This is a genomic window from Chitinophaga sp. HK235 (assembly GCF_018255755.1).
In the GTDB taxonomy this organism is placed as follows: Bacteria; Bacteroidota; Bacteroidia; order Chitinophagales; family Chitinophagaceae; genus Chitinophaga.
Genome location: NZ_CP073766.1, coordinates 3,901,462 through 3,921,954 on the forward strand (window position 1 = coordinate 3,901,462; position 20,493 = coordinate 3,921,954).

General features: G+C 47.1%; 15 protein-coding genes. 1 reads left to right on the forward strand and 14 read right to left on the reverse strand.

What is annotated here, in order from left to right; all coding sequences use genetic code 11:
• Position 1: 1 nt before the first annotated feature.
• The 3 genes from KD145_RS13945 to KD145_RS13955 all read right to left on the reverse strand — a co-directional run bounded on the left by KD145_RS13945 (position 2) and on the right by KD145_RS13955 (position 5,757).
• Entirely contained in the window at positions 2-3,643 is a 3,642-nt protein-coding gene (locus KD145_RS13945; RefSeq protein ID WP_212006463.1) for a SusC/RagA family TonB-linked outer membrane protein, read from the reverse strand.
• A gap of 408 nt (positions 3,644-4,051) precedes the next feature.
• Complete coding sequence (locus KD145_RS13950; protein WP_212006464.1) at positions 4,052-5,050, reverse strand: FecR family protein; 999 nt, start codon at positions 5,048-5,050, stop codon at positions 4,052-4,054.
• Between the two features lie 107 nt (positions 5,051-5,157).
• Positions 5,158-5,757, reverse strand: a complete 600-nt coding sequence (locus KD145_RS13955; RefSeq protein ID WP_212006465.1) for an RNA polymerase sigma factor — start codon at positions 5,755-5,757, stop codon at positions 5,158-5,160.
• 242 nt (positions 5,758-5,999) lie between these two features.
• On the opposite strand from KD145_RS13955, the gene KD145_RS13960 reads away from it, so the two are divergent.
• Positions 6,000-6,329, forward strand: coding sequence for a hypothetical protein (locus KD145_RS13960; RefSeq protein ID WP_212006466.1), 330 nt, complete (start codon positions 6,000-6,002; stop codon positions 6,327-6,329).
• A 105-nt stretch (positions 6,330-6,434) separates the two neighbouring features.
• On the opposite strand, the gene KD145_RS13965 is transcribed toward KD145_RS13960, so the two are convergent.
• From KD145_RS13965 to KD145_RS14015, 11 genes are all read right to left on the reverse strand, one after another.
• The gene (locus KD145_RS13965) at positions 6,435-7,571 is read right to left on the reverse strand and encodes a glycoside hydrolase family 105 protein (protein WP_212006467.1); all 1,137 of its coding nucleotides are present in this window, start codon (positions 7,569-7,571) and stop codon (positions 6,435-6,437) included.
• An 18-nt stretch (positions 7,572-7,589) separates the two neighbouring features.
• A complete protein-coding gene (locus tag KD145_RS13970) occupies positions 7,590-8,324 on the reverse strand; it encodes a DUF4998 domain-containing protein (RefSeq protein ID WP_212006468.1) in 735 nt (244 codons plus the stop codon).
• 17 nt (positions 8,325-8,341) lie between these two features.
• On the reverse strand, positions 8,342-9,574 hold the full coding sequence (locus tag KD145_RS13975; RefSeq protein ID WP_212006469.1) for a DUF5000 domain-containing lipoprotein: 1,233 nt from the start codon (positions 9,572-9,574) through the stop codon (positions 8,342-8,344).
• A 30-nt stretch (positions 9,575-9,604) separates the two neighbouring features.
• Positions 9,605-11,524: a RagB/SusD family nutrient uptake outer membrane protein gene (locus KD145_RS13980; RefSeq protein WP_212006470.1), complete on the reverse strand. Its 1,920-nt coding sequence runs from the start codon at positions 11,522-11,524 to the stop codon at positions 9,605-9,607.
• 34 nt (positions 11,525-11,558) lie between these two features.
• The gene (locus KD145_RS13985) at positions 11,559-14,798 is read right to left on the reverse strand and encodes a TonB-dependent receptor (RefSeq protein WP_212006471.1); all 3,240 of its coding nucleotides are present in this window, start codon (positions 14,796-14,798) and stop codon (positions 11,559-11,561) included.
• Between the two features lie 821 nt (positions 14,799-15,619).
• Positions 15,620-15,928, reverse strand: a complete 309-nt coding sequence (locus KD145_RS13990; protein ID WP_212006472.1) for a TfoX/Sxy family protein — start codon at positions 15,926-15,928, stop codon at positions 15,620-15,622.
• 51 nt (positions 15,929-15,979) lie between these two features.
• A complete protein-coding gene (locus KD145_RS13995; protein WP_212006473.1) occupies positions 15,980-16,381 on the reverse strand; it encodes a hypothetical protein in 402 nt (133 codons plus the stop codon).
• A gap of 69 nt (positions 16,382-16,450) precedes the next feature.
• Positions 16,451-16,810: a hypothetical protein gene (locus tag KD145_RS14000; RefSeq protein WP_212006474.1), complete on the reverse strand. Its 360-nt coding sequence runs from the start codon at positions 16,808-16,810 to the stop codon at positions 16,451-16,453.
• A gap of 40 nt (positions 16,811-16,850) precedes the next feature.
• The gene (locus KD145_RS14005; RefSeq protein WP_212006475.1) at positions 16,851-17,420 is read right to left on the reverse strand and encodes a hypothetical protein; all 570 of its coding nucleotides are present in this window, start codon (positions 17,418-17,420) and stop codon (positions 16,851-16,853) included.
• A gap of 174 nt (positions 17,421-17,594) precedes the next feature.
• Complete coding sequence (locus tag KD145_RS14010; RefSeq protein ID WP_212006476.1) at positions 17,595-19,628, reverse strand: DUF5689 domain-containing protein; 2,034 nt, start codon at positions 19,626-19,628, stop codon at positions 17,595-17,597.
• A gap of 8 nt (positions 19,629-19,636) precedes the next feature.
• On the reverse strand, positions 19,637-20,488 hold the full coding sequence (locus KD145_RS14015; protein WP_212006477.1) for an endonuclease/exonuclease/phosphatase family protein: 852 nt from the start codon (positions 20,486-20,488) through the stop codon (positions 19,637-19,639).
• Between the last annotated feature and the right edge of the window lie 5 nt (positions 20,489-20,493).

Here is a 20,493-nt window from a genome sequence, read left to right on the forward strand (position 1 = left end):
TTTAGATACCAACTTTGATTGACAAGGTGAATTGCTTCTGGATTGGCTGTGCTACCCCACCGGAGTTGAAGAACTCGGGGTCCTGGCCCTGGAGTTTTTTATCCGCATAGATGAGCCATGGATTGATGGCAGCGCCGCTGACCGCCACATTGCTGAAGCCGATGTGGCGGATCAGAGAAGACGGCAGCTGATAGGTCAGGGACACGGTTTTCAACCGCACAAAATCTCCTTTGGCCACCCTTTCCGTAGAATAGTTGTAGTTATTGTAAGGATAGGCGCCCCGGATCAGTGTCTGCTCATAGGCATCCAGAATGGAAGGAACACGGGTGGTCTGTTGATCGCCCGGCATTACCCAGCGGTCATAAAACTCTTTAGGCATTGCATCCAGGTCGGAGTAGGCTGTCTTAAACGCAGGATAGAGGCGGATTTTATTGCCCCATTGATAGGTAAAGAAGACATTGAGTGACAGTCCTTTGTAGCGGAAGGTATTGGAGAAACCACCGGTTATCGGCGGATCTACAGCTCCTTCGTATACCAGGTGACCGGTCTTGAGGTCCTGCAGGTTTACATCCGGACTTACCTCACCATTCTGGTTGATGAAAGAAGGCACGCCGTTTTTGGGAGAAAGGCCCTGGTACTGCAAAGAGAAGAGACTGTGTACCGGATAACCTTCCCTGTTACCTCCTTCTGCCACTACCAGGTCGAAGATGGCCGGAATATTTTTAGCATTGGTGATTTTGTTGGTATTGTAACCGAAGGTGACATTGGCTTTCCAGCCCCAGTCTTTTTTGCGCACCACATCACCACCTACCAGCAGCTCCAGCCCTTTGGAAGTCATATCAGCATAATTGGCTGCTTTGTACATTTCACCACCGATACCGGATGTTTTGATAATGCTGATCAGGTCGAAACTTTTGCGGGTATAGAGATCGAGGGAGAAGTTGACCCGGTTGTTAAAAAATCCGCCGTCTAATCCCAGGTTGGTGGTGTACAGTTTTTCCCAGGTGAGGTCGTCATTTTGCAGGTGAGAGAGGCTGATCACAGACTCTACTTCATTGAGGTGCGGCCTTCTGGTGTTGATGGTCTGATATACGATGTTGGAGTTGGTGGCCGGGCCCATGCTGGCGGTGAGACCGTAGCTGGCACGGAGGGTGAGGTAGTTGAGCCAGGCGGCTTTTTGCATGAAAAGCTCCTGCTCTATGTTCCAGGAACCAGCAACGCTCCAGGTGGGAAGCCAGCGTGCTTTGCTTGACTGTCCCAGTCTGTTGGAACCATCATAACGACCAGTGGCGGTGAGGTTGTATTTGTTATTGAAAGCATAGGTACCGGAAGCATAAAAAGCCGCAAAGCGGTCATAGTCACGGCCCATATTGTAATAAGGGAAATTGCTTTCAATGGTTTGTTTCAGGATACGATAGTCCACGAAGGGTGTTCCTCCGTTGTCGTACTGATAACCATAGCCTGTGTTGGAAGCACTTTGCCGGTCGGCATATTTTACTTGCTGACCGACTAACAGGTTGATATTATGTTTTCTGGCAAACGTGTCCGTATAGACGAGACCGTTACGGAAGTCGAAGTTCATCAGCTGGTCTTCCGTGCGGTTGTAGAAACCGCCGGCAGGCAGCACGATAACCGGCTGTGCGTCGGGATCGTCGGGGTTACGGTAGAGGAACTTGTTGTTTCTGGCGATGGTAGCGTTGCCGGCAGCACGGTAAGCGTTGGCCATATTGGCTTCTTCCGTGATCTGGTGTTCGCGGGATGATTTCACATAGCGGATGGCGCCGGTGAATTCATAGCGGAGGTTGCGGGTCAGCTTCCAGCCCAGGTCGCCCTGCAGGCGGAGGTCCATCATGTTCAGGTTGAGGGAGTTGTTGCGCAGCTCGTTGATGATGTTAAACGGTGCGAAGTTCCGTCTGAAGTATTCGAGGTGTCCGTTCTGGTCGTAGGCGGTGAGCGTACGGCTGGTATTGAGGGAATAACTGAACGGATTGATATCAAAATCGCGGTCGTACTGTCCTTCTACGGGGTTGCTGCTGCGGGTGAGCGCGCCGGGAGCTTTCTGCTGGCGTACGGACGCCAATGCAGAGAAGCCGGCAGTGAGCCTGTCGGAGAACTTGTAGGTATTGCGATAGTTGAGTGTATAACGATTTACTTTATCTGCCAGTGTCCATCCGTTGTCGCTGTAGAAGCTGGTAGAGAAGTAAGACTGTGATTTATCGGTACCGGAGGAGATACTTAAGGAATGTTCCTGTACGAAATTATTGCGGAACAGGAGACCAAACCAGTCGGTATTGGCATTGGCATAACGCAGCAGGAATGCTTTCATGGCAGCGGGATCGTTGCGCAGCGGGAAGTCGCCGTCTTTGTTGGCGTCCAGCTGTTCGTATAATTTTCCGAATACGCCGATATCACCACGGGAAAGGATATCCGAAGTGAGTATGCCTTTACGTTCGAGTTCTGCCAGCACAGACATTTGCTGGCCGGAGTTCATGATGTTGAAGTTTTTGTAAGTGGGCTTCAGCTGGGTGCTGAAGTTGCCGCTATAGGCGATGACCGGTTTTCCGGCGCGGCCTTTACGGGTGGTGATCACTACTACGCCGTTCATCGCGCGGGCACCGTAGAGAGCGGTGGCAGCAGCATCCTTGAGGATATCGAAACTTTCGATATCGTTGGCATTGAGGCCGGCCACGGCGGAGCCCAGCAAGGTAGTTGGGTCTCCGCTGGACAGCTGATCGTTGGAGATGTTTACTACATCTTCGAGTACAACTCCATCTACTACCCAGAGAGGTTTGTTGTCGCCGTTGATGGAGGTAGCTCCGCGGACTCTTACTTTGGGCGCGGTACCGAAGGTGCCGGACACGTTCTGTACGGCCACTCCGGCCACACGTCCTTCGAGCATACGGCTTACGTCCGTGATGCCGTCAATTTTCACGTCTTCGCCTTTGAGTCTGGTGGCAGCACCCGAGAACTTGCTTTTGTCTATACTTTGAAAACCGGTCACCACCACTTCCTGCAGGCGGGTTGGTTTTTCTTTGAGGATGATGGTAAGCGCACCGCTTTTAAATTCGCTGGAGTGCACTTCTTCCATTTTGTAGCCGGTGAAGTTAAAAACCAGGATGGCATCGCTGGCCACTTTTTTGATTTCAAATTCACCTTTGGCGTTGGTAGTAGTGCCTCTTCCGGAGCCTTTTACCAGGATGGTAACACCTGGCAGCGGTTCTTTTTTCTCGGAAGTCACAATGCCTTTGATGTCTGTAAGCCGGGGGGTGACCTGCCTCGGAGTACTGACGGTAAGGGATGCCATCTTTTTGGCCCCATCGTGTTTGATCACGATGCGATCGTAGATGACGCTATAGGACAACGCGTAAGGTGTCAGTATTTTATTCAGCAGGTCCCCCACTTTTTCGTTGCGGGCGGAGATGCTGATTTTATTGGCGTTGAGCACTTCGCTGCCAACATATACAAAAGACACCTCGGCGAGGTTACTGATTTTTTCCAGTGCATCTTTCAATACTACATCGTGCAGATGTAAGGTTATTTTTTTATCCAGTGCATCCTGAAGGTCCACAGCTTGTGCCTGTATATGTAGTATAGACAGGAACAACGTTATTAAAAGTGTGTAGTGTCGGGTCTTTCTAAGCATAATAAATAAATGTTTGTTCATTCCGGGCAATAGGAATCCCTATCCGGTCATTTGGCGAAGCCGGGCAATAAAGGGTCTTCTGCTGTGCAGTGAGATTTATTAGTGTCTAGTTGACAATTATTAGCCTGATAAACAAGGTATAGTCTGTGTCATATAGCGATTTAGTTCGGTTGTGAAATGAAAAAAGTTTATGGGAATGTATTGGCAATAGGATGCCCTGTTGAAAGAATACAGGCGTATTCCATCAAGGCAGATAACCAGGGATGAGAATCATTTCCAGGCTAAAAGTTAACAGGATAGCTTACCAGCAATACACTTATTATTTCTATAAGTCAGGTTAATTGCTACAACAAAACAAGTGTTTCATCTTGTCTACGATTTTGGTTAACGGTTATCTTTAATTGGTTATTATCGGCAATTGCCATCTACTATCGTATACCCGTTTCCGTTGGCATCTTTTCTAATCTTGGCATTCAAGGTCACGGCAATTAATGTTAAAGCTTGTTGCAGATCATCTGCAGTATTAAAGTCCCCGTAAAAGTTACACTGTTCCAGCTTTTTTTCGGACCTGAGCGGTACATTATAGAACCGTTGCAGGTCGTTGAGCACCATAGTCAGGGCTTGTCCTTTGTAAACGAATTTTCCGTTTTGTTTTTGGGTGAAAAAACGGGCATCATCTGTTGCATCTACCAGCTGCAGTCCTTTGGAGGCGGGGTGATATACCGCGCTTTTGTTGGCACTGAGTACCATCGGTTTGTGACTGTTTGTTCCGCCTTCGTTGGTGTTTACCTGTACCATCCCGGACACGACTACTACTTTGGCCACTTCCCTGTTACGGGCTTCCATATTAAAGGAAGTTCCGAGTACGGTAGTATTGATCAATGCAGAAGAAATGATGAACGGGTGGCGGCTGTCCTGGCTTACTTCAAAGAAGGCTTCTCCATTGAGCTGCAGGGTCCTGTTTTTTTTTCCAAAATTTTCCGCATAGGCTATACTGGAACTTTTTTCCAGGTATACAACAGAGCCGTCGGGCAATGTCACTGTTTTCCGGGCGTTGCCGCTGTTTGTCACGAGTTGTTTTACCTGTTGCTGTATCACCAGGTACCAGGAGGCACCGGCTACCAGGAGCACTGCAGCTGCGGCAGCGATTTTTCTTCCGTACAGCGTAAAAATGCCTGGTTGGGTAATACCTGCACGGCGGTGAATTTTTTTCAGCAGCAGTGCCGACAACCGTTCGTCCAGCAGATTTTTTACTTCAGGACCTTCCGCCTGATAATATTCTCTTGCTACCGCTTCAAGGTCAGACAGATCGTTTTCATCCAGGTACTGTAGCATCCATTCCTGCTCCACGGCAGACCAGTTCTCCGTATGTAGCAGTTGTCTGAGGTATTCCTTTCTGTTGTGCACTATCGTGACGGTTTAATTTAAATACGCAGGTTGATAAAATGTGGGTGGGTAATTTTCCGAAAAAAAACATATTTATTTTATTCTAATTCATTTCATGTAGATATTTATTAGTTGGAAGAATTGTGATGTGTGAAAAAAAAGAGAAAGAGCACAATGTATTTGTGGTCACCATTGCGAAGAATATAGTCGTTGAGTTTAATCATGGCTGCAGACAGATGTTCTTTAACGGTATTTCGGGAGATATTCAGTTCACTGGCTACTTCATCATAGGTTTTGCCTTCCAGCTTACAACGGGTAACAATGGTTCTTTTTTTGGGAGATAATTGTGCAATCGCCTGTTCCAGGAGGTTATACTGCTCTTCGTCCATATTTTTACGGTCCAGCATGAGATGGTCTTCCGGTCCCAGGTCAAGCAGATTTTTATGTAAAGCCTGTTCCTTCAGTTTTTTACGCATCCAGCTGACCGAGAGGTTAAAACTGATTACGAACAACCAGCCACCTACCGACTGCTCAGCCTGGATTTCCCGACGCTTCTCCCACAACCTGGCAAAGACTTCCTGCAAGATGTCTTCTGCTACTGCAACATCTTTCACAAGTTTGAGGATATTCCGGTATACGGCCTGATGATAACTTGTATACAAGCTGTCAAAAGCGCTCACGTCGCTGTTACGGAGCCGTAATACCAATTCAGCATCTGTTATATTCATATCTCTTCTTTTATATAAATCATACCGTGGAATACAATTTATATGGCTGAGAAAAAGCCAGGTTTCTCATACAATGGCCATTCAATCGACCGTATAAATTAGTAACAAATATTATTATTTAATAATTAAATTCGTATTAGTTATAATTATAAATTATTATATACATAGTTAGAGCTGATAGTAAAAAACCATTGTTTAAATGTGGCGTATCTTTGGGGTGACATCCATTTAAACTACAAGATATGACAACGCAGAAAAAAAACATAGGACCCCTGCGTGAAGACGAGCTTCTACCGGATGACATCATCAATCACCACCAACAGCCTGTACCACCCAAAGGCAATCAGGACGAGCAATCACGCAGAGCAGACTCTTCTGAAGACCTGTTGAATGAAGAGGAATATGATGAAGAAATTGATGAACTGCTGGAAGAAGAAGATAAACGAGAGGCTGCCGCTGAGGCAGCCATGGAGCAAGAAGAAAACATGGACCCGGAAGAAAGGGAGAACGTAACAGACGAAGAGGAAAAAGATGAGAAAACAGACGAAGCAACCCGGCTGAAGATTTATTAAAACGGATGATTCACATAAAAGCGCAAAAAAGAACAGCGCAAACAAAACGCTTCCCATCGTTGCGCCGGAAGCATTTTGTTTGCGCTGTATTTATCTACCAGCGGATTATCTCAGTAACGCGGCAGCACACCACAGCACCGGCGCCTGTCCATGCATATCACCGGTAATACGGCCACGATCAAGGTAATATTGCCGATCGTTTTTCTTGTTGGTACCTTCACATACTTCCCGCACATCCGCATGCTCATCGATATAGGTAACTAATGCCATCCAGGCCTTTCTGGCTGCCGGTCCATAGGTAGCTGCATCCAGCCAGCCGTTTTTCACACCGGTGATCATCGCAAAGGTGAACATCCCGGTACCGGACGTTTCCGGCCAGGATGCAGGATCATCGATCAGCTGCCGCCACATGCCGTCGGACGCCTGGTACTTCAGCAACGAAGCCATCATGATCTTATAGCCTTTCATGATACGTTCGCGGTTAGGGTTGTCTTGAGGCAGTGAACGCAACAGCTCACTCATACCTGCTGCCATCCAGCCATCACCACGGCCCCAGAAATAAGGTACATCCGGTGCATGATAAAAAAGACCATTGGGTTGCTGCAATGAATCCAGGTATACCACCATCTCCCGCGCAGCACGGTTGATATATTCCGCATTGCCGGTAGCCCGGTAAGCCTGCGACTGTACCGCTGTAATCATAAACATATCATCTATCCACATCCTCGTCTGCCAGGTAAGTCCGCGGTCATAATATCCCTGTGATTCCGGCTTCACACGCGGCCCTTCCGGAGGTCCCCACTGCTTGTCAGCAAAACGTTGACCCATCTCCAGATAACGGGCTTCTTTGGTTTGCATGTACAGCTCCAGCGGCACCGAACCAAACACGGTATAGTCCACGTGGTCAGGCACGGGCACCAGTTTTGCTTCCGTGGTGAACAACGGTTCAAAACGCGCAGCCAGCTGTTGTGTCAGCGCTTTATCCCCGCTCTCGCGGGCAAAGGTCAGAGCGCCGTACCAGGTGCATACCTCCGGATAGTTAATACGGGAAGGCGGTGTGGGCCGCCCGAAATTAGCATGCGGTGAAGCCACAAAACGTGCTGCCACACGCTTGCCTACCTCTTTGGGAGAACAACCCTTCGGAAAGTGGACCAGGTCCGCTGCTCCGGATTTTTTCTGTGCAGAGGCCGTGTGAGTGCTGATCACGAGTACTGTCAGCAGGCCTGCCATCATTGTTTTCATATAGTGGATTTATTTTAGCTACTGGACCGTTTGCATTTCATAAGCGGTATAAAAAGTATCAATCGCAATTTTAACCGGTTTGTATGCGGTTCTATACTTAAAGGGTGTACCAGCCTGGTAACCGGGCAATTTAAGCGAAGCCCTGAACTCCATCGGATCACGCGGCAGGGCAGGCACACTGTCAGCCATCTGTGTGAGCGTTGTTTGCACACCAGCCGTGTTGGTATACACCACTTCCACCTTTACCACCTGGTTATTCACCCCAAACCACCAGATAGTGGTTTCCTTTTTGGTGGCATCATACTTTGCAGACCGCACCGGGCGATTGGACAAAGTCGCCGTGTAGGCGTCACCGTAAACATTACCGATAGCTTCCTCTTTCACGGAAGAGTGGCCGGCATTGTCATACGTATATACCTGGAAAGTATAAATATTTTCCGGTAATTTATCCAGCAGCAGTTTCACGGTGTCTACGCCACCAGTACGTTTTACCGCCACCTCTGCAGAATCGGTGCGCTGATTCCAGAACACCCGGCATTTGGTAATCTTGGGATCAGAAACCAGATACCAGGACAGCAGCACCCTGTTTTTACCGGGAAATACTTTCAGGGAGTCTACTCTGCCGGTATAGATGATTTCACCGCCTTCCAGGAACTGTTTGTAGGTATCGTCCATTTTGGTACAGGCAGAGAAAGCCACTATCACAGCGCCCAGGAGCAGACTACCTTTTACCCATCGTTTTATATATGTCATGATAAAATTTCTTTTGATTATTGTTTGATTTGTCCCCAGATAGCTATTTCACTGATATGCAGATGCCCGATGATACCATCGACGGCGGCCCAGCTGTCGATATGTTTCCAGGCGATATATCTCACCGCGGGTGTACCGATAGGCAGTTCATATTCCTGTCCGGCTGCGGCGGCATCGATGTCTTCATTGGAGTTCTGCCCCAACGGCAGCCCGGAAGGCTTCTCCATAATCTGATGGTCCAGTTTCACCCAGCTGTTGACATCGATGGGATTATTGGTACCCCACAGCTCCCATTCATGCGGATTTCCATGGTTGTAGATGTATCCTGCCTGACGCTGCCAGATCTTGTAACGACTGATCACCGCCTTCACACCCAGGTCTATCGGAATCCAGATAGGCACATCTTTATTTTCCGTGGTATGAAACCCTTCGTTTCCGATCACGCCGTTCCACATGTTTTCAATAGGCCAGGAAGACAGGTTGCCCGGCTCTACAATCTGTACGCCCGGCGTTTTAGGCAGCGGCGCTACTTGCGGAATCGGATATTTTTTCTTCATAGCGCTCACAAATCTGGTCCTGTCTAGCTGTTCTTCGTATATGGGTGTCAGTTCGAATTTGAGCGTATCGCTTTTGTTGTCCCAGCGGTCTTTTACATAAAGGCCAAACTGCTGCTTTACCGGCTGCAGCCCTCTAACCGTAAATCTGCCGGAATCCAGGCCGTAGTAAAAGTTGTTGATATTACGCCATTCCTTTGCCTTGGGGTCGTAGAGCAGCGTGCCTATCACAATCTTTCCTCTGTCGAGATTGCTGAACTTCACCTGTAAACCACCAAAAGCCTCTGTTACCGCTAAAGATTTAAACACCTGCCAGATAGCGGGTGGCAATGGTTTTACCTTCACCTCCACCGGTGTGGAAGAAACCTCACCCCGGCTCACGGCATACAGTTTCACCGTGTGGAAAGCTGTGTCACCAAAGCCTTCTACCCTTATCGATCTTTTGAAGTAAGAAGATTTGGCTTCTTTCTTTTCTCCATTGATCTCGAATTCGGCGCGCACATAAGACAGGTTCTGATCATCCGGTAATGAGTAGGAAATTTCAGCAGCACCGGCCTGTGGCACCACATTGGGATTGGACACAGGATTAGGGGCTGTTTTGTCGTTGGAAACAGGCATCATTTTATCTTCCTTGCAGGCAGACAGGATGGCAACGGAGAGGCAGACAGCTGTTGATAAGATTTTGAAATGCTTCATTTCAGTAAGTTTGAGTGTCATGAAAAAGGATTACCATCCGGGGTTCTGTACAAGGTTTTTGTTGATGATCATCTCGGCATTTTCTATAGGCCACAGGTAATCCCGCATACCAAAGCGCTGGTTAAACAGCAATACTTCCTTATAATAAGACGGGGCAGCATTTTGGGTGATATCCCATCCTTTGATGGGGTTGTTGAGGGCTACGTGCGCGGTTTTCCATCTTCTCAGGTCCCAGAAGCGTTGTCCCTCAAAACAAAGCTCGATGCCTCTTTCCTGCTGGATAATTTCCCGCATGCCTTCTCTGGTAGTGTATTTAGTAGGGTTTTTAGAATAGTTGGTCCAGGATTCTTCTACTGATTTCAGTCCGGCACGGGCCCTCACCAGGTTGATCCACTGGGTGGTACCAGCGCCGGGGCCGTTCACTTCATTGAGTGCTTCGGAATATAGCAGGTACAAGTCCGCCAGCCTGATCTCGGGCCATGGATAAGTCACCAGTCCACTGGCGATGTTACCATCTGTGGCCGCACTGCTTTCTATATTCACCGTTTTCTTCACCCAGTAACCTGTTACCGAATAGTTACTGATACCTCTTCTGGAAGCTATTTCAGTAGCCCTGCCCTTTACGAAATACAGGGAGCTGTCTTTGTTGTAGTTGAGTACCCAGTTGCCAAACCAAACGGCGCGGTCAAATGCCACATCTGCATAAAAACGCGGCTCGCGGTCGTAGTGCAGCTCTACTGTCTGCTCACCACTGCGTACATAAAATTTCTCCGCATTGGTGGCTGTTCTCAGCACATACCTTCTGCTATAGTCCCAGGTGCGATCTTCTGTAATGGGCACGCCGTTTTTGGAATAAAACATCTCCACCATTTTGAGGGTGGGTGCAATAATCCCTTTAGGGCCGGAGGTGCTGGCACCATTGGCGATCAACGGCATAGACCAGCGCTGCATATCGCCGGCAGTGCTGTTGGTATTGGGCCAGATCACTTCCGTGTTGTTTTGTTTATCGGTCACGGCTGCACGAATATCCAGCTGTGTTTGCAGGGTATCGTTGATTTTGTAGCCGAAGTTGCCCGGGAAATGGTACAACGTATAGCCGTTGGCCTGACAAAACTCAATAGCTTCTTTACAGGCCTGTGCTGCCCGGCTCCATTTTTCAGCGTTATAGGACGCGGAAAACAGCTGTACACCGCGGTTATCCACCATACGGCTGTAGTCCGGATTACCATTAAAGAAAGGGCTGGCAGCGGTCACCAGTACTTTGGCTTTCAGCGACAGCACAATACATTTGGTGATACGGCCCAGCTCTGTGTTTTCGGTGCCTTCCAGTTTGTTGGGCAGAAACTCACTGTTAGCTGCTTCATCCAGCAGCTGCACGATATAATTGATACAGGTATCCACCGGCTGGCGGTATACCTGTACTTCATCGGAGCCTGCAGACACCGGCAAGTTTTCCTTTATCAGCGGAACAGGGCCATAGCAGCGGAGCAGGAAGAAGTGATAATATGCCTTGAGGAATTTCACTTCCGCGATCCATCTCTCCCTTTCATACTGCCGCAGCTCCCTTACCTTGCCGATGTTGGCCAGGAAAGTATTACAGTCGCGGATGCCCACAAACAGGGAAGTGCCGCGGGCACTGCCGCTCCAGTAGTTACCCAGCGGGCTGGTCATACTTTGCAGGCCCTTGGCGATATTGAAGAAGGTAGGGTCCACATCACGGATGGGATCATCGTACCATACTTCATCGGCACCATTAAAAGCGACGTTATCGTTAAAGTGCCCGTTTTTAGGCATGTAGGAGTAGCAGGTAAACAAGTATTTTTCTGCAGAAGTACGCAGGGTAAAAGCATTATCGATAGTCGGCACGTTATCGGGTACCACATCCAGATACTTGCTGCAGGAGCTCAGTCCGGCTATCAGTGTAAGCGTGATCAGTATTTTATATTTCATTGCTGTTTTTTTATTGCTGTCAGATGCACATTTATCAGAAGCCAACCATTAAACCGAAGTTGACAACGCGCTGAATCGGATACCCCAGTCCTTTACCTCCCATTTCGATATCCCAGAGTTTGAATTTGGAGAAGGTGAGCAGGTTGGTAGCGTTGGCGTATACACGCAGATTAGACATATGCAGTCGCCGTGTCAGATTGGAGGGAAGGGTATAACCCAGTTCCACCTGTTTGAGGCGGAGGAAGGCTCCGTTGCGCATAAACCAGGTGCTGGTTTGCATGCTGTTGGTATTCAGCACAGGGCTCAGGCGGGGCCATAAAGCATACAGATCTCTGTTTTCTTCAGACCAGTGGCTGTCTGCATAAGCTTTCAGCAGCTGGGTTTCTCCGATAACTGATTTATCATCACTGTTATTAATAAAGGGAGAGGTAGCCTGTACATCGATCCAGAAGGAAGAGCGGGCAGATCCCTGGAAGAAGGCAGAGAAATCCACGCCTTTGTATTTGGCGCTGAAACCAAAGCCATAGATGATTTCAGGCATGGTAGGAAAACCGATAGGCACCATATCGCTGGGTGTGATCTGGCCATCGCCGTTCACATCGCGGTATTTGATATCGCCACCCATGGTTTTGAAGTTACCGAAAGCCTGTTGGGGGGAGCTTCTTACTTCTTCATCATCAATGAACAAACGTTCAGCGATATAGCCCCAACGCTGGGAGATCGGATAGCCTACATGGTAACGGTAAGGCTCATCATAACGGGGCTCTTCATAGGCCTTGAATTTATTACGGGCATAGGTGAAGTTGGCACGCAATGTCACAAACAAATCCTTACCGATGTTGCTGTTATAATCAGCGGTGAAGTCGAAGGCATTGGATTCGGCTTTGCCCACATTGGCTTTGGGCGTAGCCTGCAGGCCCATGGTTTTGGGTGTGGAAGCCCTGTCCATGAGGATATTATAACGTTGTTCGAAGAAATATTCAGCGATGATGTCCAGTTTATTGAACAGACTTACTTCCAGCCCAAACGTAGAGTTTTTAGCTGTTTCCCAGGTGATGGCCTGGTTGTCGTAGCGGCCTATGGAGATACCGTTGCGGGAATAACCGCCATTGGTGCCGAATGTAGCGCCTTTCCTGGAATCACTCATATTCACATTGGAGAGATAGAAGAAACGGTCATCTTCATTACCAATTGCGTCGTTGCCCACCAGGCCGTAGTTGGCTCTGACTTTAAGTTTGTTCACCACATGCTCCAACGGTTTGAAGAAATTTTCGTTAGACACAAACCAGGCTATACCTGCAGAGGGGAAGAAACCATAACGTTCTGTTTTGTAAAAACGTTCGGAACCGTTGTAGCCGAAGTTGAACTCACCAAAGAAGCGGTTATCATAAGAATAGGTGGCGCGGCCGGACAGGCCCAGGTTTCTGGATGGCAGCGACTTCTGCAGGAGGTTCACATTTGAACTGTTATCATCAATCGTCTGGAGATTGTTGCGGGCAATAAAGATCAGCATACCAGCCAGACCGTGTTTATCGAAAGTACGGTTGTAGTCAACAGCGGATTCCAGGTAAAACGTAGAAGCCACGGACCTTTTTCCCGGTACGTAGTTGAGATAGTCTGTACCCTGATCAGGGTTGATATCCCGGAGCACATAGGTATTATTTAGTTTATCATAGTTGGTTGCGCTATACCAGAAAGGAATATACTGCCTGGACACATCGAAGTAGGCTTGCCTGTTGGTGTTCATCATAGCTCTGACAGACAGGCCTTTGGTGATGAAGGAAGACAGGTCCTGTTTGATCTCGAACTGTGCGAGCATGAGCGAACGGGAATATTGTTTGTATCCTTTCACCATGTCGGCGTAGGGGTTGAGATATTCGCCGTTGTTGAAGTTACCGAAGAGCGGATGTGTTACAAACTGGTGTGCATCATCAGCAGGATAAACAGCAGGGAACAATACCTGGTTGGACCAGATCATTTTCTGGTAGAGTTTTTCACCGCCGTCGATCGGGCCTTTGTATTCATCGAAGGTGCCGTGCAGGCGCACCATGGCGCTTGTAGATTTGGTAACACGGATATTGACGTTGGAACGTAAGGTATAGGTAGTGAGATCGATGTTGTTGTTAAAGTTGTTTCGTCCGTCTACGTTGAGGATACCGTTATCTTTCGTATAGCCGCCGGAGACGAAGTAGGTGGCTATCTGGCCGCCACCGCCGAGGTTGAAGTTGGCGCGTTTGTTAACCGTTTGTTTTTTAAACAGCATCTCCTTCCAGTTGGTGGTAGGATATACGTCTTTGTTGGTACCGGCTTTGGTGTTATCTATCTGGCTCTGGGAGTAGGTTACAGGCGCCAGTGGATTTCGTGTCAGCACGGCTTCGTTGTTCTGCTCCATGTAGGTGATCGGATCTGCCAGCTGCAAGTCGCGGGTGGGCGAAGAGATGGAGTTTTCGAGACGGAGGTTAAGTTTAGCCTTACCTTCCTTGCCCTCTTTGGTGGTAACGAGGATCACGCCGTTGGCGCCACGGGCGCCATAGAGTGCGTTGGCAGTAGCGTCTTTCATGATAGAGAAGCTAGCGATATCGTCTGTATTGAGACGTGCCAGTTCTGTTACATCATATTCGATACCATCGATGAGGATAAGCGGGCTTTTCTTATAACCGAAGGTGGTGGCACCGCGGATAAAAAACTCTGCGTTGTCCATGCCGGGCTCGCCGCTGCGCTGGTAGGCGATTACGCCGGCGAGGCGTCCTGCCAGGGCGGTAGTGAGGTTGCTGGAAGGCACTTTCAGTTCACCCGGATTGATGGTGGTAATAGAACCGATTACAGAAGCTTTTTTCTGTTTACCATAGGCTACCACCACGGTTTCACTGAGCTGGCTGGCGGAGTTTTTTAGTTGAACGTTGATGACGCTGCGGCCATTGAGCGTTACTTCCTGGGTGGTATATCCTACCATGGTAAACACCATCACGGTGGTGTTGTCCGGTACTTCCAGGATATAGCGTCCGTTCATATCGGTGGTGGTGCCGATATTGGGACTGTTTTTTACGAGGACGGTTACACCGGGCATGGGAGATCCGGCGGTATCTGTAACCTGGCCCCGTACTTCTTTTTTAAATAGTGCTGTCGTGTTTTTGTTGGCAAACGCGTCGGAGGCAGGTGTATGCAGGCTGGTGATGTTTGCAGCTGCCAGCAGTTGTGCAGGGGCTTTTCCCGGCACAAATAGCAGCAATGAGGCAAACGCACTACATAGCAGGAAGAGAAATCTTTTTTTCATGTGAAATTTATTTAGGCAGACCGTTTGCGACAGGCATAGGTCTCTCAGACAGGGCCTTGGCGTAGCTCCTGCAGGTAATTAAACTGTCTTGGTTGATGTTAATGCAGTATTCTTTTTATTGTGGCGCTGGTAAATTTTCGTACATGCGTACAGTTTTGTTTTTAGTGGTTGATAATATTAACCGCAACCGCTGATAAGTCTGATGCTGCTGATGTTCCTGATGCACGGATTTGCAACCTTAACCGCTGATACATCGCTGATGCATTTTGATGCTCCTGAGGGAGAGATAACTGCAACTGCTGATGTGTTTAAGGTTGCTGATACCTCTAATGCATCGGGGATAAATATCTGCAATCGTTTGCATATATATTGCAGGCAAAACTCACGTCCCTGGCTGCTGTCACATTCCGCCAGCTGCGTTCAATCTATTGAACTGCAATCGTTTGCATTAAAATAGGCGAGTATACCTTTCCGTTATACCGTTTCCGGAAATAATCGTTCGCCAGAAAATCAGTGGATAAATTGTCGTCTTCAGAATTTCATAACGCTCTTTAGTACAAGGATCAGCTTTCGTTCGGTAGTGGATTTACAGTCTTGCTTTGATCTACAGCACATTTCAGGATTCACAGCCATGGAATCAGTCAGTTCGCTCCAGGCAATAATTTCGGTTGAATTTGTAACAAATATGAAGAAAATTATCGTAGGTTATACATCTAATTTTAACAAAGGCTTATATTTTTTTCGCTATGAGGGTAAGAAGTACACTTAACTTTGAGCCCTACCCGAAGGCAATAAAAAAAGAGACCAGCGGTCTCTTTATATCAGTTTTGTTTTGCGCGTCGTCCAGCTGCCAGTCCTTGCTTTGCCCACTTACGCAGGTCCTTCTCATCCATATACGCTCCATCCGGCGCACTACGATAAGGTTCATACCCCAGCGTACCATCTTTCTTCGGTCGTCTTAACCACTCACTACCGGCAGCATCCCATGCCAGGTCACTCTCATCATCCGTTCTGAACCATAACTTCGACTCCGCCACATAAGCAAAGAGCACCCCATCCAGATAAATAGCCTGCCCCTCCATCGTCGGCCGGGTACTGATAGGCCCTATCGGCTGCATTGATTTTCTCACCCAGGAGATTAATTCTTCGTCGTTCATATTCATAGGGCGAAGGTAAGGAATTTAGCAGGGAATGGTTGAAGGCAGCTGTTCAATCTGTTCATCACTCACATCCGGGATGATAAAATTACGTTCCCTTATTTCGTAATACCATTGTTCCGGTATCGCCAGTCCGTTCTCTACAACAAAGTCAGCAATATTATCCAACCAGAGCCATTTACCATCGGTTCTGTAAGCAACAGTGCCTCTTTTTATCTCTCCATCAAAAGGAGAAGGGAAACTTATGCCGCTTGTTACACAAACAATAACTCCGTTATTTAAATATTCAATTAACCTCTTGTCATACCCCGCATTGATTTCATGATCCACAAAATCCTTTATAGAAGGATATTTCTCATAACCTTCTCCGTATTCCTTCCATGGTCCCAACCATTGATAGGGCCAGTTATGTAAGGTGTAATTCATCTTTTAAACATTTTTAGAACGTGATTCCAGCCAGTACCAATAAATGTTGTTGCCGTGGTTTGGTTACCATTATAAAATTTTAAAAAGGTCGTTCTCATCTACCAGCTGCCTGACAACTCCTTGTTCACCTGCGTCAGTGATTAGAATCCAGGTATAGGGATTAAGCAGATTATCGCTTATTAATATCTCTGTTTTAAAAGAATGACAAAGAAAGATTGATAAGATTTTAACATCAAACTTCAAATCTGTATAGATCCACAACGCTATACAAAAATCTCCTTTCATAGGAATACACTCATAAACCACATCTTCATGCCTTTCTTTATCAGTATCAAGATAAGCTATAGACACTTCATTTTTGAAAAACTGTGATAAGCTGACTAACAGATCTGCTCGATCAATACAGTCCTTAATTATCAAGCTGAACATCTTTCTGTTAATTTTGCAGGGATGAATCCTAATCCAGCCTTTAGTGCTTTAAAATGCCGGACGAGTCAGGGCTACATTTGTTAAAATTGAATCCGGCATCAGCGAATTTTATCCAACAGGTATGGGTTGTATCATCATCTACTTTTGTATCAACATGTTTGAGAAATATCGGAATCATAGCATATTTACTTAATTGATACGTCATTAGAGGTCTTCCTGCAAAACCTTGATCCCGTATATACTCTATCTTATATCCTTTAAGTTTCCATTTTCTCTCAACAGTAATAGTGCCTGCAACTACCCCCATGAAGCTAATAAAAACACATAAAAGAAAAAGTGACAAAGAAATAATCCCAGTTGGTAAAAACTTATACTCTGTTACTTTATGTATTAAGGCATATGCGAAGGTTAATAAAATATAAAAAAGATAGCCATACGCGTTATCTACTACATAACTATATCCCGTCAGGGCTGGTAATAATAGTACCAAAGAGATGCAAAGTATATAGGAAATGGTTTTCTTTGAGAAGCATTGATGGATTAACCACCCCAGTAAGGGAAAAGTAAAAAACAGGAAAATAAAACCCTGGTGCCTGACTAAATAATGCATATGTAAATATGTAGTAGTATCAAATAAAAATCCGGCCTATGCCCACTCTATAGGTGACATACCAACATTTAGCGGATTTATGCTCAAGATAATGTATGGATAGTAAACCAGCAATAAAAACGAACAGGGGATCACCTTTTCAGATGATCCCCTGTCACTATTAAAAGCATTTCCCTACTTATTATACTTCACCGACACATGCGCCAACCTGCACGTAGCAGTTGTTGACAACGTACCTCCTGTAGCTGCATTGGTAGTACCTACGTTTTTATTCGCCACTCTCAGCCGGATATACAGATGCTCCTGTCCTGATGCGGCCTGCGGCAGCTGAAAATTCAGCACCTTAAGCCCAGCCACCTGTGTGAGCAGGGTATTGGACCAGTTGGCTACATCTTCAAAAGTGAAGCTGCCTAAACTATTCCAGCTGGCATTATCCGCCGACCATTCCGCTATGAAGTTGCGGGGACCACCGATATCAGTATTGCCTTCTATCTGTAAAGATACCGGTGTGCTGATGCCCGCAGTTGACACTTCTATCGCCCAGTATTCACCGGTATTGGTAGTGTTGTTCCACCATCCTTTGGTGCCCCAGCCACCATTGGCAACGGCGCCCTTGTTGGTGGTAGGTTCCTGAATGAGCGCGTTATAGTCAGTAGTTGCTGTGATACCGTTCGCGGTATAATCGAGCCATTTTTTGCCGCTCTGATAAATACGCCCGGTACCGATATCCGGGGTAAGCGGATGCTGCGCATCTGTAGGCGTGGCAGCGTATTCGGTTTTAAACCGGCTCCATTCTGCCAGTACGTTAGAGAAGCCATTATTGCGGTCATCATTCAGCGTGATATCTTCCCGCTTCAGATGACGAATGGAATAACGCCCGATATCACCGCCATAACGCTCGTATTCTTCATGTACCAGGATACCAGTGATACTGCCGGAGCCTTGCGGCACCCGTTTGCCATCGCGGCGATAAGGAACATCCAGGTTGGTAAGCATATACATGCTGCTGCCCTGAATATCGCGGATGCTCGTAGGATAACAGTCCATCCTCGCCGTATAGCCTTCATTGATATTCGTAAAGGATCCACTGGGGACGGATATTTCCACCTCTTTGAGTTTTACATAGGTATAGAGATCATTGTCTGTCAGCTGCGACATATATTTTTCTCTTGGTTGCAGCAGCATAGTACCTACATCTTTTTTCATGATATGTACTACATCCAGATCTGATATGATGGTCCGGGAAGGATTTTGCAGCTGTTGTATGCTGGTGCCTTTCAACCATATTTTCACACGATCGTTGAAGTTAAAGATATTATCACCCGGTGTTTTGGTCCTGAAATAAAGGCCACTGCTGCCATCCAGGCTTTGCACGTAAACGGCTATACTGTTTTCCGTTTTATCCAGGTTGTGTTTGTTGCTGGGTGTATTGAGGTTACGGGCGATATTGGGATGTCCTTTGTCGCTGACCACAATCCCTTCTACATAAATATTCTCATTGATCACGCCGTTGGCCAGTGTTTGTTTTACATAGGCGAAATCTTTTTGCACGGCGCCTTCATAACTCATCCCCGGCTGTTGTTTGATAAGGATGGTATCTTTGGTGGTAGTACCCAGCGCATCCAGATAACTCAGTCGCAATGCTACGCTGCGGGCTGTAGCCAGCTGGTTGGTATCTACCTTAAAAAACAGATACCCGTCTTTTATCTGCAGACCGGATACCCAGTTGGTGGCGCCGGTAGAATCGTAGCCATATCCTACTGTCATCAAATCCAGTGGTACATTGGTATTGATGGCCGACTTATACGTTCCCCCGTTGGCGATAGTCTGTGCTGTTTCATCAGTAATAGCCAGCAGTGGCGTAATACCTTTCTGCTGCAGCACGATGGTATCTGATTTACCTCCGCCTTTCACGACCAGTTTGGCGGCACGAGGCAATTGGCCGCTGTTATCCTTTACTTCCACCAACGCATCGCCCTTACCATGTCCGATGCTGGTTTGCAGCAGCAGCCAGGGTGTTTCAGCCACCGGCTCCATTTTCCAATCCCCATCGGCATACACGATAATACGGGTAGTATCGGCGGCGGCACCTACCCGCACGATACGGGTGTCGATGGCCAGTGGAGTGCTGAATTTATAATCTTCTGTTTTGCGGCACGAGATCATCCCCAATAATAAACAGGCTGCTATGAACAGATATTTTCCCATGACGGCTTTTATTTTTTTAGTTCCATGTAAACCGGCCGGTGATCAGAGTATTTGGCCGTAAAATCATCATAAATAAACTGACAGCTGATTAACTTCTTAGCCAGGTCTTTGCTGAGATAGATGTAGTCGATGCGGGTGTTGGTACCCATCAGATCCTTACCCGAAGCCGCTTTCTCCTGTTTAGCATACTCATAAATGGCATCCGTAAAACCGGCATCCAGCATTTGCTGTTGTACTTTGTAATCTATCAGATTACCATCCACCAGGTTGTCGATATTCGGATTTTTCTTGATGGCATTGGCCTGCCAGGACTTTATCCTGTTGGAGTCCAGGCGGTTTTTATCGAGCGGTGTATTGGAGTTGAAGTCTCCCATGATGATCCAGTTACGCGGATCTTTTTTTCTTTCCATATTGGCCAGTATGGTTGCTATTTCTTCCCTCCTTTTACGGTATTTATGTGGATTGAGATGCAGCACTACGATATTGTAATCATTCACATTAGCCATGATAAAGCCATGAGTCATGTTTTCATTCACCTTCTGAATATCAGTGATGGGATATCTGGAAGTGAGGCCGGTAGGGTAACCATTCTCCTTTACGATCACGGCATAAGGATGTCCCCAGGTAGCAGCCAGTTCTTCGAGTGATTTCTGGGTAAATCCATTACATTCCTGTAATGCTATGATGTCCGGGTTGAACTGCTTCACCCATTCCACAAATACTTTCTTCCCTTTGGTAGTATCGGTGGTCATTCCCTCCAGTATGTTATAACTCAATACCCGGAGTGGTGCCTGTGCCTGAGCACCGGCTATATAAAAAGGACAAAACAATAAAAAAGCAATCTTCAGAAAACGTTTCATGATAA